This window comes from Chryseobacterium cucumeris, assembly GCF_001593385.1.
Taxonomy (GTDB): domain Bacteria; phylum Bacteroidota; class Bacteroidia; order Flavobacteriales; family Weeksellaceae; genus Chryseobacterium; species Chryseobacterium cucumeris.
On sequence record NZ_LUVZ01000023.1, the window covers coordinates 410,577 to 425,368 of the forward strand.

Sequence of the window (14,792 nt, forward strand, 5' to 3'; positions counted from 1 at the left end):
GAAGTACAATGCCTGGATTTGCCTCCAGCCCCAAGCCTCTAACTTCTCACATCTCATATCTAACATCTAAAATAAAATGACAAAACTAAGCGTAAACATTAATAAAATTGCGACGTTAAGAAATGCAAGAGGAGGTGAGACCCCAAGTGTTACAGAAGCTGCTGTAAAAATTCAGGAATTTGGCGGGCAGGGAATTACCATCCATCCAAGACCTGATGAAAGGCATATCACAAGAAAAGATGTCTATGATCTGAAGCCGTTGGTTACGACTGAGTTTAATATTGAAGGAAATCCTCATCAGGATTTTATTGATATGGTATTGGAAGTAAAACCTGAGCAGGTAACGCTGGTGCCGGATGCTGATGATGCCATTACCTCCAATGCAGGCTGGGATACAAAAAAACATCTTGATTACCTTACAGAGATTATTGCAGAATTTAAAAAAGCTGGAATCCGTACTTCTGTTTTCCTGGATCCTTTACCGGAACTTGTAGAATATGCAGCAAAAACAGGAGCAGATAGAATTGAGCTGTACACAGAAGCTTACGCAAAAAATTATCTTATTAATAAAGAACAAGCCATAAAACCTTATTATGATACTGCGGTTGAAGCTACCAATTTCGGATTGGGAATCAATGCAGGTCATGATTTGAGCTTAGAAAATCTGAAATATTTTGCAGATACCATTCCGAATCTGTTGGAAGTATCTATCGGACATGCTTTGGTTTCAGAAGCTCTTTATATGGGATTGGAAAATACAGTTCAGGCTTATCTGAAGAGACTTGCAAAATGGTAAATATAAGAAACCAGAAGTTAGAAATTAGAAGTTAGTACAACTTTCTTTTGATTTCTAACTTCTGATTTCTCACATCTAACTTCTAAAATATGGAAATTTTAAACTCAAAAATATTCGGCGAAAATGTGACCAATACGCCGCTTCTTGTATTTCACGGATTATTCGGAATGCTTGACAACTGGGGAAGCTTCGGAAAGGATCTGGGAGAATATCTTCCGGTCCACCTGATCGATCTTAGAAACCATGGGAGAAGCTTTCATTCAGACAGCATGTCTCATGATGACCTTGCAGATGATATTGCCCGTTATATGGATCATTATAGAATTCAAAAAGCTCATGTTTTAGGGCATTCTCTGGGAGGAAAAGCGGTGATGCAGTTTGCCATAAAATACCCTGAACGTGTTGAAAAACTGATTGTTGTAGATATTTCACCTAAAGCATATCCACCGCATCATCAGGGAATTATCAAAGCACTGGAAACCGTTGATTTCAATACGGTAACTTCAAGAAATGAAGTGGAAGCTGTCCTGAATCAATATATTCCGGAAAGATCTACTGTACAGTTTCTGACGAAAAACCTTTATTGGGATGATAATAAAAAACTGGGCTGGAGATTCAATCTTAAGACATTATCTGAAAAATATACTGAATTTGTTTCCAATGCAATTAAATTTGGGGTTTTTGAAGGAGAAACTTTGTTTATAGCAGGGGCAAAATCCAATTATATCCTGCCACAGGACGAATTCGGAATCAAGCAGCAATTCCCTAAAGCTAAAATAGTGACGGTGAAGAATGCAGGACATTGGGTACAAGCGGAAAATCCTGTTGATTTTGCAAATGTTGTTAAGGAGTTTCTTGGTTTAAATTAATTTTATACTTTGATTTTCAATATTGTGTTAAAATTTTATTAAAAACATATATTATTTCTCCATGAGTTGAAATTTTTGTACTTTGGATTTTCAAAAAACAATAAAAATATTAACTTATGGAAAACAAAAATTCAAAAAAGAAGCCATTTTTTGCGTCATTCTTAGAAAAACAAGTTAAAGACCCTGAAACAGTAAAAGGAGGAGGTATTACTTCTGTACTTGCTGATCAGATTACATCAGTAATCAAAGATCATATCACGACTACAGCACTTGAAGACAGTGTTACAAAGCCTGACAATGACAATGTAACAATGAAATATCCTTCTGACGGTGATGAGGATGTTTTAGAAGCATAAGAAATATACTAAAGCTTAAGCTCAATTATATATCAAACCAAAACTAAAACATTATGAAAAGCAACAACTCAAAGAAGAAGCCGTTTTTCGCATCATTCTTGGAAAAACAGGTAAAAGATCCGGAAACGGTAAAAGGAGGAAGTGATATCACCCTTGCTGAAAGAGATTTGATCACAAAGCCAGCAATAGATACTGTAACTTCTCCAAAAGACGATATGATGCACACGCTGAAATATCCTTCTGACGGTGATGATGATACAATCACTCTTCCACTGTAAGATCAGAAAGAATATTAAATAAAATAGTAGGGGAAACTTAAATAATAAGTTTCCCTTTTTAATAAAACCGGCAAATGATTCTCTGCATCACCCATTCACAGGATTTTTATAATATTGATCTCTTTTTCGAATACCTGGCTTCCAAAAATATTCCTTATTTTAGACTGAATTCTGACCGCCTGAACCACCTTCAGAAAATCAGTATTCATGAGGATTCATTTGAATTGACTGACGAATCAGGAAATACCATCCATTCTGACACTATAAAAGGCGTATGGCACAGAAAAGCCTGGAGAATCAGCGCTCCCGAAGAGCTTGATCAGGATTATGAAAAAATCTTTCTCAACGAATATGGCAGCCTTAGGTATAACCTGATGACTGCTTTAGAACATATTCCCTGGATCAACCCTTATGAAAATGAAAAAAAAATAGATGGAAATAAGATATTGCAGCTGAAAATAGCACAAAGAAATAACTTAACCATTCCCAAAACCATTTTTTCCAATGATGAAGAAAAAATAACGACATTTTTCTATCAATACTGCCAGGGAAAAGCCATAGCGAAGCTTCACGGAGTTACCGCAAAAACAATGTCAGGGGAAAATATGATTTCCACTACCATTATTGAGGACGAGTCTCTGGAACACCTTTCAGATATTTCATACTGTCCGATGATTTTTCAACCCTATATTGATAAAGAATATGAATTACGAATCGTGTATGTAGACAGTGAGTTTTTTACAGGAAAAATCAATAACAGTGAAAATGCAGACTGGAGAGTTGCCCGTGAAGGATATTTCTGGGAAGAATACGAATTACCTGATACCATTAAAGCCAATCTCACTTCCATGATGAAAGAAATGGGACTTTATATAGGAGCGATTGATATGATCAAAGGAAGAGACGGTGCGTATTACTTCCTTGAAGTCAATCCTCAGGGAGAATGGGGAATGCTTCAGAAAGAGCTGGGATTTCCCATCGCAGAAAGAATTGCCGACAACCTTATCAAAAGAATTAATTTCTATGAATCAAATTTTAATAATTACCCATACCGCAGATAACTTTTCCATTGAAAAAGTAACAGAATACATTGAAAAAAATAATTATGAAGTCATTCGCTTTGATGTAGACGTTTATCCATTACAAAACAAACTGTCCACTATTTTCCAGGATGGAGAATGGGTAAGCTATCTGGAAACGCCTGAGGCAAAACATCGTTTGGACGATATTTCAGCTATCTGGTACAGAAGAGCCTACAATATCGGAAAAGGATTAAAAGAAGAAATGGACTCAAAATTTTACGGTGCAGCTATGGGAGAGATCAGAAATACTCTTTTTGGTTTCTTTGAATCTGTGGATGCTTATTCTTTAGGAAAACCAAGTGTTTACAGAAGATTAGACAGCAAGGAAGAACAATTGAAAATTGCAGATAAATTAGGGATGACCATTCCTGCAACATGTCTTACCAACAATCCTGATGAGGCAAGGAAATTTATTATAAAGCATCAAAATGTGGTGGCTAAAATGCAAACCGGTTTTGCCATTTATGAAGATGGAGTAGAAAATGTAGTGTTTACGAACGTTGTGGGCGAAGATAAACTGGAAGAGCTGGATTCATTATTGTATTGCCCAATGCAGTTTCAGCAGATGATTCAGAAGAAAAAAGAACTTCGTATTACCATTGTGGGAAGAGATGTGTATGCATTCGAAATAGATTCCCAGCAGTCTGAAGATGCCAAAATAGACTGGAGAAAAGACGGAGTTAATCTGATTGATAAATGGAACAGAACAGAACTTCCGACAGATGTGGAAGCAAAACTGCTTGAACTGCTGGATATTTACAATGTAGATTACGGAGCAATAGACATGATTGTTTCTCCTGAAGACGATTATTATTTCATCGAAATTAATGCTGCGGGAGAATTCTTCTGGCTGGATAATCTTACAGATGGAAACCTTATTTCCAAAAGCATTGCAGATGTTCTCTGCGACAAAGCGCCAAGAAGAAATAATGAGGTAATGGCGTAAGCAATAAAGAATTTTAAATATAAAAAGTCCTGAAAGGTGTCAATTCTTTCAGGACTTTTATGTTGGATAATCTGATAGAGTTATAATTTTTCAGTTTGTTGTATTCAGAATGATAATATTGGTTAAATTAAGTTGAATTATGCTTTAAAAATCGCAAATTTGCAAAAACGGTTTTTCCAAATAATTTTTACCGATCCGGAAGCATTGCCGGATAGAAAATATTGTTATATTTTAGTCAGCAATCAAGTAAAATAATTAATGATTTTTGTAACGGGTGCTACCGGAATTCTGGGAAGAATAATTGTACTGGAACTTCTTAAAAGAGGGAAAAGTGTACGTGCTTCCAAACGGCCGGGCAGCAATTTAAACGAAGTAAAGCATTCATACAGCTTTTATACGGAGAATCCTGACGATTTTTTCAATAAAATTGAATGGGTAAACGTAGATTTTGATGATCTCGATTCTTTAAAAACTGCACTGCAAGGCGTAGATGAGGTGTATCACTGTGCTGCCAAAGTAAGTTTTCATCCGAAAGATGAAAAAGAAATGTACCATACCAATATCAAGGGTACAGAAAATCTATTGTTTGCCTGTGAAGGATCGGAGGTTAAAAAATTTCTCCACGTAAGTTCTGTTGCCGTTCTTGATAACTTTAATGAAAAAGGAGAACTGGACGAAGATTCTGACTTTAATCCAAAACTGGAACATTCTGCCTACGCCATCTCTAAGCATTTATCCGAAATGGAGGCATGGAGAGCGTCAGCAGAAGGACTGAATGTGGTGATCATTAATCCCGGCATGATCGTAGGAAGCGGAAACTGGAACCAAAGCAGCGGTGAGCTTTTCTCAACCTTTGAAGACAATAGCTTTACCTTTTCAGGAGGTTCTGCGTATGTTGACGTAAGGGACGTAGCCAATACGGCTATAGGATTAATGGAAAATAACCTTTTCGGAGAACGTTTTATTATTGTCGCTGAAAACAACAGATATGCTGAACTTGCCAAACAGGTAAGATCACGTCTGGGGCTTAAAGAAGCAAAAATTCTTACCCAAACCCAGCTGAATATAGGAAGAATAGCCAACACCCTTTTCGGATGGCTGATTCCCAAACTAAGGATGGTGACCAAATCAAATATTGAGGCCATCTCTTCATTCAACACCATTTCCAATCACAAAGTCAAAGAAAAACTGAACTATCAGTTTATTCCCGTAAAAGAAAGTATAGACTTTCACCTGAATAATTATATTAACGACAAAAAGCTGAAGAAATGAATCTTGCAGAGGCAATTATCCTTAAAAATGTAGAAAAACATCCTATAAAAGCGGCCATCGGATTTAAAAAGAAAGATGCCTGGAAAGAGCTGAGCTGGAAAAAATTCAGTGAAATTATTTTTAAAACAGCCAATGCTTTAAAAGAATCCGGTGTTCAGGAGAATGACAGAGTGGCGATTTATTCAGACAATTCATCAGAATGGATGATTATGGATTTGGCTTCTCTGGCTATCGGTGCTGTCACAGTACCTGTTTATTCCACGAATAATGCTGAACAGGCAGAACATATCATCAGCGATTCCGGTGCTAAAGCCGTTTTGGTAGGAAACCAGATGCAGTACGATGCCTGCCTTGAGTTTTTACATAAAGAAGAAAACAGTCTTGAAACCATTATTGTTTCTAAAAAAGCAGTGTGGATTAAGAAAGAGTTCAATAGTTTTTATCTTGAAGATTTTATCGCAAAAGCTTCGCCGGAGCTGGAGATCTGTAAGAAAGAAAATGATGATACGGCCACATTGATCTATACTTCCGGAACCACCGGAATTCCAAAAGGAGTAATGCTTACCCATGGAAATTTCATCAAGGCATTCGATTCTCATTTTGAATTTTTTAAGTTTAAAAACTTTGAAGAAGAACTTTCACTGGCATTCTTACCTTTAAGCCATGTTTTTGAGAGAAGCTGGAGCTTACTTTGTTTATACGGTGGTGCCCGTGTGTATTTCCTTGAAGATCCGAAAAATGTTGCCAAAGCACTGGAAGAAGTAAAACCTACCGCCATGTGTGCAGTACCAAGATTTTTCCAGAAAGTATATGCCGGAGTTCTTGAAAAAGCGGAAGAAGGTTCAGCTCTGAAAAAGAAAATCTTTGACTGGGCGCTTAAAACCGGATGGGAAACCGCAGAATTAAGAAGAAATGAAAGACCGGTTCCTTTTGGATTAAAATTCAAAGAATCTGTAGCTGATATGTTGGTTTTCAGTAAAATTAAAAATAAAATGGGAGGGAGATTATGGTTTTTACCTTGCGGTGGAGCTTCATTATCACCCGAAGTTACCCGTTTCTTTGAATCGGTGGGCATTCACGTAACTGTTGGATACGGATTAACGGAAACTACTGCAACATTGACCCTTTTTCCTTTAACTCACTTTGAGCATGGAACCAGTGGAAAGCCTCTTCCTGGAGTAGAAATGCGTATCGGTGAAAATGATGAGATCCAGGCCAGAGGAAACGGAATCATGAAAGGATACTACAAGAAACCTGAAGAAACTCAGAAAGTATTCACAGAAGACGGATGGTTCAAAACCGGCGATGCAGGAAAGTTTGATGAGAAAGGAAACCTGATCATCACAGACAGAATTAAAGACCTGATGAAAACTTCCAACGGAAAATATATTGCTCCGCAACAGATTGAAAACCTTCTGACCAATAATAATTTTATCCAGCAGATTATGCTGATTGCGGAAGGAAGACAGTTTGTTTCAGCACTGATTGTTCCTAATTTCGAATTTTTACAGGATTATATTAAGAAAAATAATATTCCTTTTACCAAATGGGAAGACGCTGTAAAAAATGAGAAAGTAATCGATCTTTACAAAGAAAAAATCAGAGAATTACAGAGCCACCTGGCAGATTATGAAAAAGTGAAGAAATTCACGCTAATGCCGGCTGAATTTGACATCAACACAGGAGAAATTACTCCCACTCTGAAAGTCAAAAGAAATGTGGTGATCAAAAAATATGCGGATATTATAGAGAAGATGTATTAAAAATTTTAATCTCCTTTTTCACATCAATTACAACTGAAGACGTGAAAATTCCCCTCTTTTAGAGGGGTGGCAAAAATTCAAAGAATTTTTGTTGGGGTGATTCAAAATAACGACTTAAAGTAAACTATGACAACACAGGATTTTATAGGAAAAGAAAATTTCACCATTCATACCCAAACGGTTTCGGAAAGCTGTCCGTCTAATATTGCCCTGATTAAATATTGGGGAAAATATGCTGATCAGATTCCTGCTAACCCAAGCATCAGCTACACGTTAAACCATTGTAAGACCAATACTTCAATGGAATTTACTGCGAATGAGCCTTTTTCAGTACAGACTTTTCTGGCTGGAAATGAAGAAGTGAAGTTTGCCGAAAAAATTGAAAAATATTTCAGAAATATAGAACAGTATCTTCCATGGATTCTGAAAGGAAAATATATCATCAGAACAGAGAATACATTCCCGCATAGTTCCGGGATTGCAAGTTCTGCTTCAGGATTTGGAGCGATTGCAAAATGTCTGATGGCGCTGGATGCTTCATTTACAGGAAAAACTTCTGAGGAAGAATCTTTGAGAAAAGCTTCATTCCTGGCAAGATTGGGAAGTGGAAGCGCATGCCGGAGCTTGTATAACGGACTTGTGGTGTGGGGTGAAACCGATGAGGTAGAAGGAAGTTCAGATTTGTTCGGAGTACAGTATCCTGATGCTGAAATTCATGAAGTATTCAAGAATTTTAATGATTGGGTTCTGTTAATCCATGAAGGGCAGAAAAGTGTTTCTTCAACAGTAGGTCATGGTCTGATGAAGACGAATCCTTATGCAGAAAGAAGATTTCAGGAAGCAAGGGAAAATTTTATTCCCATGAAAGACATCCTGAAAAAAGGAGATATGGAAAGCTTTATCAAATTGGTAGAACATGAAGCACTTACCCTGCATGCCATGATGATGATGAGTGATCCTGCTTTTATCCTGATGAAAACAGGAACTTTGGAAGTCATCAACAAAATCTGGGATTTCAGAAGAGAAACAGGACTTCCATTATTCTTTACACTGGATGCCGGAGCGAATGTTCACCTTCTGTTCCCTAGTAACGGATCTGAAGAACAGATTAAAACCTTCATTGAAGCTGAATTATTACAACATACTCAAAAGAATGGAGTAGTGAAAGATGTGATGAAATTTTAAATTAAAAAAATCAATAGGAGTGGGCTAAAGCCCACTTTTTTTATTAATCTTCAGTAACAACAGCTTCGCGTTCTCCATCTTCTTTCTTTCCTTCCTCTATCATGATTTCAGCCTCAGCTTTCTCTTCAGCAGTTGCTGTTTCTATCAGTTCTTCCTGTTCATCGTTGTGATGATCTATGAAAAACTCGCAGTATACCGGAAGGTGGTCTGAACCAAAATTTTCCAAGGTCTTCAGCTGTTTAATAAAAATATCTTCACTGTGAAACATCAGATCGATAGGAAACCTTAAAAGACGGTATTTCGCATGAAAGGTAGAAACGAAAGAGTATCCGATTCTCGGATCTATCAGATGACTTGTTTTTCTGAAAAGAACAGATGACCGTGACCAGGCCACATTATTGAAGTCTCCCACCACGATAACCGGTTTTTGGATGTCTTTTACGCGCTTGGCAGTACTTAAAAGATCGCCATCCCTTTCCTTTGATGTTTCTTCTTCCGTAGGACTTGGCGGCGGCGGGTGAACCCCAAAGAAAACAAAAGAAAAGCCATCAGCGGTTTTCATATGGATCTCAATGCTCGGGATGTCATCAGCAACGAAATAATGGGTTTTCGCTTCCTTAATCTCAACTTTTGAATAAAAATGCATTCCATAGGTATTTTCAAGAGTTACTTTGTGTTGGTAGGAATATTCTTTTTCCAGAGGTCTCATTGCTTTCTCCCAGTCACTGTTGCTTTCCATGGTCATGAAAAAATCAGGGTTATGTTTTTTAACAAGCCCTATGAATTTCTCATACTCTTTATTAAACTGATATACATTGGCAGAAATAAAATGTAGTTTATCAGAAGATCTGTGACGCTGTCTGTGTTTTTTTACAGGATAGAAATGGGTGTATCTGATCAGTGTTTGGCCGTGATGAATAAACATAACCAGCAGAAGCCCCTGATAATACCAGAAATATTCTGTAGAATCTGTGAAAAAGCCTAATAAAAAAGTACATAATATAAGGTAGGTGACCTGTATTTTGGCAAATTCAGGAACTCTGAATATCCAGTGGGAATGCTGAATTTTCGGCAGTATTGTCATGACCAGAAGAACTATGGCCAGAGTCAGGTAAATAATCCACATATAAAAAGCTCTGAAATAATTTTGACCACAATTTAAGGAAAATGAATTTTAAAATTTATTAATCAATTTAAATTTTATTTTATCTATTTTTAATTATCTAAATCTATACTATGAATAAAATAATGGCATTTCTTGTTCTGATCAGTATTTCATGCTTAGGCCAGCAGAATACAGATATTGAAAAACCTATCCGAAACCTGTTTCTTGGTATGAAAAATGCAGATCCTGAGTTGGTAAAATCCGCTTTTGCAGAGAGTGCAGTACTTCAAACCATCACCAAGGACGGTACTGTAAAAAGTGATGGTATTTCGGATTTCATTGCTTCGGTTTCCAAATTTACAAAAGGAGATCTGGATGAAAGAATTATAGTAGAAGCCATTCATACAGATGGCAATCTGGCAACTGTTTTTACCCCGTATTCTTTTTATTTAAAAGGAAAATTATCACACTGCGGGGCTAACAGTTTTCAGCTGGTAAAACAGAATAATGAATGGAAGATTCAGTATATTATTGATACGAGAAGAAAGGATAACTGTAAAGAAATACAATAATAAAGTTCAATTGAAAATCAGGTTAAAATAAAAATGAAGATTCACCATATTGCCATCATCTGTTCAGATTATGCCGTTTCAAAGAAGTTTTATACGGAAATTTTAGATCTGAATATCATCCGTGAAGTATACCGCGAAGAAAGACAGTCTTATAAACTTGATCTTGCTATAGGAGACCACTATGTGATCGAACTGTTTTCCTTTCCCGATCCTCCCCAACGTCCGTCACGTCCCGAAGCATGTGGTTTAAGGCATCTTGCTTTCTCGGTAGAAAATGTTACGGAAAAGAGGAATGAACTGATCAGAAAAGGATTAAACTGTGAAGAAATTCGCATAGACGAATTCACAGGAAAAGAATTTTTCTTTACCCAGGATCCCGACCAGCTGCCGTTAGAGTTTTATGAAATGTAAAAATTAGTGCGCGTAACCTGCAAAGAAACTCACCGCCATAATGGCTAAAACAATAGAAGAAATGACTACATATACGTAGTCTTTTTCTTTTAAATAACCTATTAAAGCGAAAACGATTCTCATAAGAGGAGTGAAGATCAGCAAAAGAATACCCAGCTGAATAATAGCTGTACCTTCTCCTTTACATAGAGAGTCCCAGAAATGTCCCCAGACCTTTTCAGAAGAAGTACCTACGACAAGGCTGGTATATTTTTCGGGCATTTTAAAGCCTTCAAAAAATAACTTGATAAAACCGATCAATGACGTAGCAACAGACAGAATAACACCCAGTCTCAGAAGATTTCCTACCGAACGGTTCAGATCTACATCTGTAAAATTCTTTTTCATTATCTGAAGCTTTTGTTGATACCGTTATACATCATGTAAATGGAAAGAATGGTAATCACAATGGCAAAAAATACTTTTAATTTTTTGGTCTTCGATACCATCAGTGTTTTTGAACCGATAAAACTTCCGATCACAACTCCGATCAGTACAGGAGCTACAATCACAGGAATAATTTCACCTCTCTGGAAATAGATCAGGGCACTGGCCACTGCCGTTACTCCGATCATGAAATTACTGGTAGTGGTAGATACTTTGAAAGGAAGCTTCATCATATTGTCCATCGCCAATACTTTCAATGCACCGGAACCTATTCCTAAAAGCCCGGACATGGCCCCTGCAAACATCATCATCAAAAATCCGGGAACTGTATTTCTCGCAGAATAGCTTTTCAAAATACCTTTATCAGGGAATGTTCCGTACAGTTTCAGTTTCTCTTCAAGACTTCCTTTCACCAAAGGTTCCTGGTGATCCGGTTTTCCCTTAAGATTTAAAATAACGGTTAAAAGAAGGATACTTGCGAAAATAATTCCGATTGTATTTGGGTTAAGCATTCCTGAAACAAGGGCTCCAATAATAGCGCCTGCGGTGGTTGCTATTTCGAGAAACATCCCGATTCTCATATTGGTAAAACCTTCTTTTACGAAAGCTACAGCCGCACCGGAAGAGGTTCCGATCACAGAGATGAGTGAAGCACCGATAGCATAATGCATTGGAACGCCAAAACCCAGCGTTAATAAAGGAATGATGATAACTCCCCCTCCTAAACCCGTAAGTGAACCTAAAAGACCCGCGGAAATTGCGCCAAGGAAGAGTATGATGATTTCTGACATACTACAAATAATGTTACAAATATAAAATTATTGTAGTAGTCTGCCAAACATTTGAAAAAGATAAATTTAACGTATTTTTGTATGCATGAAAAATGAATTGAAATTATTTTATGTCATCCTCGGGGCAACACCCAAAGGCAGAAATATAGAGCAGCACGATGTTTTCTTCGGAATTGCGGAGAATCTGAAAGATCTGATTCCTGATATGAAAGAATTTTGGAAGGAAGCAGAAGGAAAAATTCACCTGGATTGTTACCAGGAAGTGAAATTTGCAGACGGTTACAAGGTGAAAATTGTAGAAAAGGGAGAGAAGACATCAGAAAACCAGTTGTTTTTTCTGAATCTGGGAGGTTATAAGCCAGGTTTCTTTGAAGAATTTCATGAGCAGCACTTAATGGTAGGACAGTCTATGGGAGAGATTGTGAAAAGAGCAAAAGCTACCGAATTCTATCAGACCATGGGATTTGAAGGTGCAGTAAGCCATATTGATGATAAGCATGGAGTGGATATTGATGATATTTTCAATGTGAGCGATATTCTTCCTGCGTATATGAAAGAAAAATATGCTATCATTCTTCAAAAGTCTGATGAAGAAAATCAGGAGAACCCAATGGGGTTAGGCTATTTAAAAATTGATAAAATTCAATAAGAGTAAATCTAATAAAAATAAAAAATGAAAATAGGAATTCTGGGAGGCGGACAGCTGGGAAGAATGTTGATACAAAGTGCACTGAAGTATGATGATGAGTTTTATACTCTGGATCCGGCCTCTGATGCACCATGTCATAATATCTCGTATTTTACACAGGGAAATTTCAATGACTATGAAACAGTTTTGAATTTCGGAAAAGATAAAGATGTTGTAACCATTGAAATAGAACACGTAAATGCTGATGCACTGGCAGAACTTGAAAAGCAGGGAATAAAAGTGGTTCCTAATGCCAATATCATCAAAACAATTCAGCAAAAAATCCTTCAGAAAGAATTTTATAAAGCTCATGATATTCCAAGCCCGGAATTTCAGGTGGTATGGAACAGTGATGAGAAAATCATCATGCCATTGCCGTTTGTTCAGAAGATGAATATCGGAGGCTATGATGGAAAAGGAGTACAGGTGATCAAAACGGAAGAAGACTATCAGCAACTATGGACTGAACCTTCTGTCATTGAAAGTCTTGTTGATATTGAAAAAGAACTTTCTGTCATTGTAGCAAGAAACGAAAAAGGAGAAACCAATATTTTCCCGGTAACGGAAATGGTTGCCGATCCAAAACTGAATCTATTGGATTTCAATGTATGTCCGGTTCTGCTGACGGAAGATGTTCAGAACCAGATTGATTCCATTACTGAAAAATTTCTGGCTGCAGTGAACTCTCCGGGGTTGTTTGCCATCGAATTATTCCTTGATAAAGAAGGAAAAGTATGGGTAAATGAAACTGCTCCAAGGCTTCACAATTCAGGCCATCAGAGTCAGGAAGGAAATACTAATTCCCAATTTGAGCAAATGTACCGCGTGGTTAAAAATTTACCATTAGCGGATACTGACGCCATCACTTACAGCGGAATGCTGAATCTTGTAGGAGCAGAAGGATATTCCGGAAAAGTAGTCTATGAAGGAATGGAAGATGTTCTTAAGCTTCCCGAAACATACATCCACTTATACGGAAAAACTGAAACCAAGCCGGGAAGAAAAATGGGACATATCAACGTTCTTGCAGATTCCAGAGAAGAGCTTATGGAAAAGCTTGTACAGGTAAAAGGAATGGTAAGAGTAATTGCTGAGTAATATCGATTTAAGATAGATAAAAGGGAGCTGTTTTAACTTTAAAAACAGCTCCCTTTTATTTTTGAACTCATTCAATAGAAACGGGCTAAAGCCCGATCCTATTGATAATGTAATGCTTTCATGATTAAGGATTTTTAACCACCTCAATATTATCCTTTTTATAATTGTATTTAATATAACTTCCTAAAGCGGTTGATAAAACAGAAAATTCTTCCAGCGTTGTAAGCGGTGCATAGAGTTTAAACGTACAAATGTCCGTTGCAGAAATAAAAGGATTGGTTACTAAATGGCTGTGGGTAGACATAGTTACCGTTCCTCCATTTTCTAAGGCTGTAGAGGTTGGAATAAGTCTTGAGTGAAATTTTTTATGGGAAATAATATTCCCTTTTTTATCCGAAACAAAAAGATAATCATTTCCGAAAGGAATTATACCAGACTGGACAGTACCAGGTATCAAATACACCTTATAGTTTTCATTAAACGGAATAATAATCATATTAAGACTATATCCCTGTGGTACCGTTACCGAATACTTTGGATCGGATAACTGTGGAATAATTGCAGAACGGATATTTTTTAAAATACTTTCAGTTTCATTAAGTCCCCTTTCTTTAAAATTTTCTTTGACAGGTTTTGTCTGGTTATTTTTGAAAGACAGTTCTGCAATAATCATATTACCTGCTTTATTAAGAAAGGAGGTTTTGATGGTATCGTTTTTCTGGTACGTGATATAGCTTCCTGTATTTTCAGCAAGTCTTTTATTGCTGCCTACAAGATCTCCTGCATGCCATGACGCATTTTCGTAAGAATAGAGTAGATTTCCTTCAGTTTTGATAGAATCCAGTTTTTGTTTCAGTTCTTTATCCGAAAGAGTAAGGTTTTGTGCAGAAAGAATGATGGACACGAAAAAGAAGAGAAATCCGATAATTTGTTTCATAGGTTATTTTTTTGCGAAAATACAAAATTCAATAGGAACGGGCTTTAGCCCGTTTAAAAATAATTATCATCTCAATTGGCTTTAGCCGAAACTTAATTTTAGGTTTCGGTAAAGCTAATTTTTTCCTATGGTTCACATCGGGCTAAAGCTCGGAAGCTATTGAAGATTTAATTGTTTAATCATAAAGAAAAATTAATTATTCGCAGAGAAGAAACTT

The 14,792-nt window shown here is 36.9% G+C and carries 17 protein-coding genes; 13 read left to right on the plus strand and 4 right to left on the minus strand.

The genetic code is table 11. The features are described from left to right. Positions 1-76 precede the first annotated feature (76 nt). The 9 genes from A1704_RS14250 to A1704_RS14290 all read left to right on the plus strand — a co-directional run bounded on the left by A1704_RS14250 (position 77) and on the right by A1704_RS14290 (position 8,547). Positions 77-796, plus strand: coding sequence for a pyridoxine 5'-phosphate synthase (locus tag A1704_RS14250; protein WP_062674459.1), 720 nt, complete (start codon positions 77-79; stop codon positions 794-796). 89 nt (positions 797-885) lie between these two features. Next, entirely contained in the window at positions 886-1,665 is a 780-nt protein-coding gene (locus A1704_RS14255; RefSeq protein ID WP_062674461.1) for an alpha/beta fold hydrolase, read from the plus strand. A 116-nt stretch (positions 1,666-1,781) separates the two neighbouring features. After that, the gene (locus A1704_RS14260; RefSeq protein WP_062674464.1) at positions 1,782-2,021 is read left to right on the plus strand and encodes a microviridin/marinostatin family tricyclic proteinase inhibitor; all 240 of its coding nucleotides are present in this window, start codon (positions 1,782-1,784) and stop codon (positions 2,019-2,021) included. A 53-nt stretch (positions 2,022-2,074) separates the two neighbouring features. Then, on the plus strand, positions 2,075-2,299 hold the full coding sequence (locus tag A1704_RS14265) for a microviridin/marinostatin family tricyclic proteinase inhibitor (protein WP_062674467.1): 225 nt from the start codon (positions 2,075-2,077) through the stop codon (positions 2,297-2,299). A gap of 74 nt (positions 2,300-2,373) precedes the next feature. After that, a complete protein-coding gene (locus tag A1704_RS14270) occupies positions 2,374-3,360 on the plus strand; it encodes an MvdC family ATP-grasp ribosomal peptide maturase (protein ID WP_062674469.1) in 987 nt (328 codons plus the stop codon). After that, entirely contained in the window at positions 3,323-4,327 is a 1,005-nt protein-coding gene (locus A1704_RS14275; RefSeq protein ID WP_062674471.1) for an MvdD family ATP-grasp ribosomal peptide maturase, read from the plus strand. Before A1704_RS14270 ends, A1704_RS14275 begins: the two co-directional genes overlap by 38 nt. 258 nt (positions 4,328-4,585) lie before the next feature. Then, positions 4,586-5,599, plus strand: a complete 1,014-nt coding sequence (locus tag A1704_RS14280) for an NAD-dependent epimerase/dehydratase family protein (protein WP_062674473.1) — start codon at positions 4,586-4,588, stop codon at positions 5,597-5,599. Continuing rightward, positions 5,596-7,362 carry an AMP-dependent synthetase/ligase gene (locus A1704_RS14285; protein WP_062674475.1) on the plus strand — a complete coding sequence of 589 codons (1,767 nt, stop codon included), beginning with the start codon at positions 5,596-5,598 and terminating at the stop codon, positions 7,360-7,362. Before A1704_RS14280 ends, A1704_RS14285 begins: the two co-directional genes overlap by 4 nt. Positions 7,363-7,488: 126 nt before the next feature. Next, on the plus strand, positions 7,489-8,547 hold the full coding sequence (locus tag A1704_RS14290) for a diphosphomevalonate/mevalonate 3,5-bisphosphate decarboxylase family protein (protein WP_062674477.1): 1,059 nt from the start codon (positions 7,489-7,491) through the stop codon (positions 8,545-8,547). 43 nt (positions 8,548-8,590) lie between these two features. On the opposite strand, the gene A1704_RS14295 is transcribed toward A1704_RS14290, so the two are convergent. Then, complete coding sequence (locus tag A1704_RS14295; protein WP_062674479.1) at positions 8,591-9,673, minus strand: endonuclease/exonuclease/phosphatase family protein; 1,083 nt, start codon at positions 9,671-9,673, stop codon at positions 8,591-8,593. Between the two features lie 110 nt (positions 9,674-9,783). Here A1704_RS14295 and A1704_RS14300 point away from each other — a divergent pair, with 110 nt between their 5' ends. Both A1704_RS14300 and gloA2 read left to right on the plus strand, forming a co-directional pair. After that, complete coding sequence (locus A1704_RS14300; protein WP_062674481.1) at positions 9,784-10,224, plus strand: nuclear transport factor 2 family protein; 441 nt, start codon at positions 9,784-9,786, stop codon at positions 10,222-10,224. A gap of 33 nt (positions 10,225-10,257) precedes the next feature. Beyond that, positions 10,258-10,635, plus strand: coding sequence for an SMU1112c/YaeR family gloxylase I-like metalloprotein (gloA2, locus tag A1704_RS14305; RefSeq protein ID WP_062674483.1), 378 nt, complete (start codon positions 10,258-10,260; stop codon positions 10,633-10,635). A gap of 3 nt (positions 10,636-10,638) precedes the next feature. Here gloA2 and A1704_RS14310 read toward each other — a convergent pair whose 3' ends face one another. Together A1704_RS14310 and A1704_RS14315 are read right to left on the minus strand one after the other, a co-directional pair. Beyond that, a complete protein-coding gene (locus A1704_RS14310) occupies positions 10,639-11,022 on the minus strand; it encodes a DUF1634 domain-containing protein (protein WP_034699869.1) in 384 nt (127 codons plus the stop codon). Next, the gene (locus A1704_RS14315) at positions 11,022-11,852 is read right to left on the minus strand and encodes a sulfite exporter TauE/SafE family protein (RefSeq protein ID WP_062674485.1); all 831 of its coding nucleotides are present in this window, start codon (positions 11,850-11,852) and stop codon (positions 11,022-11,024) included. The genes A1704_RS14310 and A1704_RS14315 overlap by 1 nt, the downstream gene beginning before the upstream one ends. A gap of 85 nt (positions 11,853-11,937) precedes the next feature. On the opposite strand from A1704_RS14315, the gene A1704_RS14320 reads away from it, so the two are divergent. Both A1704_RS14320 and A1704_RS14325 read left to right on the plus strand, forming a co-directional pair. Beyond that, entirely contained in the window at positions 11,938-12,501 is a 564-nt protein-coding gene (locus tag A1704_RS14320; protein WP_228432438.1) for a DUF1543 domain-containing protein, read from the plus strand. Positions 12,502-12,525: 24 nt separating this feature from the next. Beyond that, a complete protein-coding gene (locus tag A1704_RS14325) occupies positions 12,526-13,638 on the plus strand; it encodes a 5-(carboxyamino)imidazole ribonucleotide synthase (protein WP_062674487.1) in 1,113 nt (370 codons plus the stop codon). 124 nt (positions 13,639-13,762) lie between these two features. Here the strand turns inward: A1704_RS14325 and A1704_RS14330 are convergent, their stop codons facing one another. Next, complete coding sequence (locus A1704_RS14330; protein ID WP_062674489.1) at positions 13,763-14,575, minus strand: hypothetical protein; 813 nt, start codon at positions 14,573-14,575, stop codon at positions 13,763-13,765. Between the last annotated feature and the right edge of the window lie 217 nt (positions 14,576-14,792).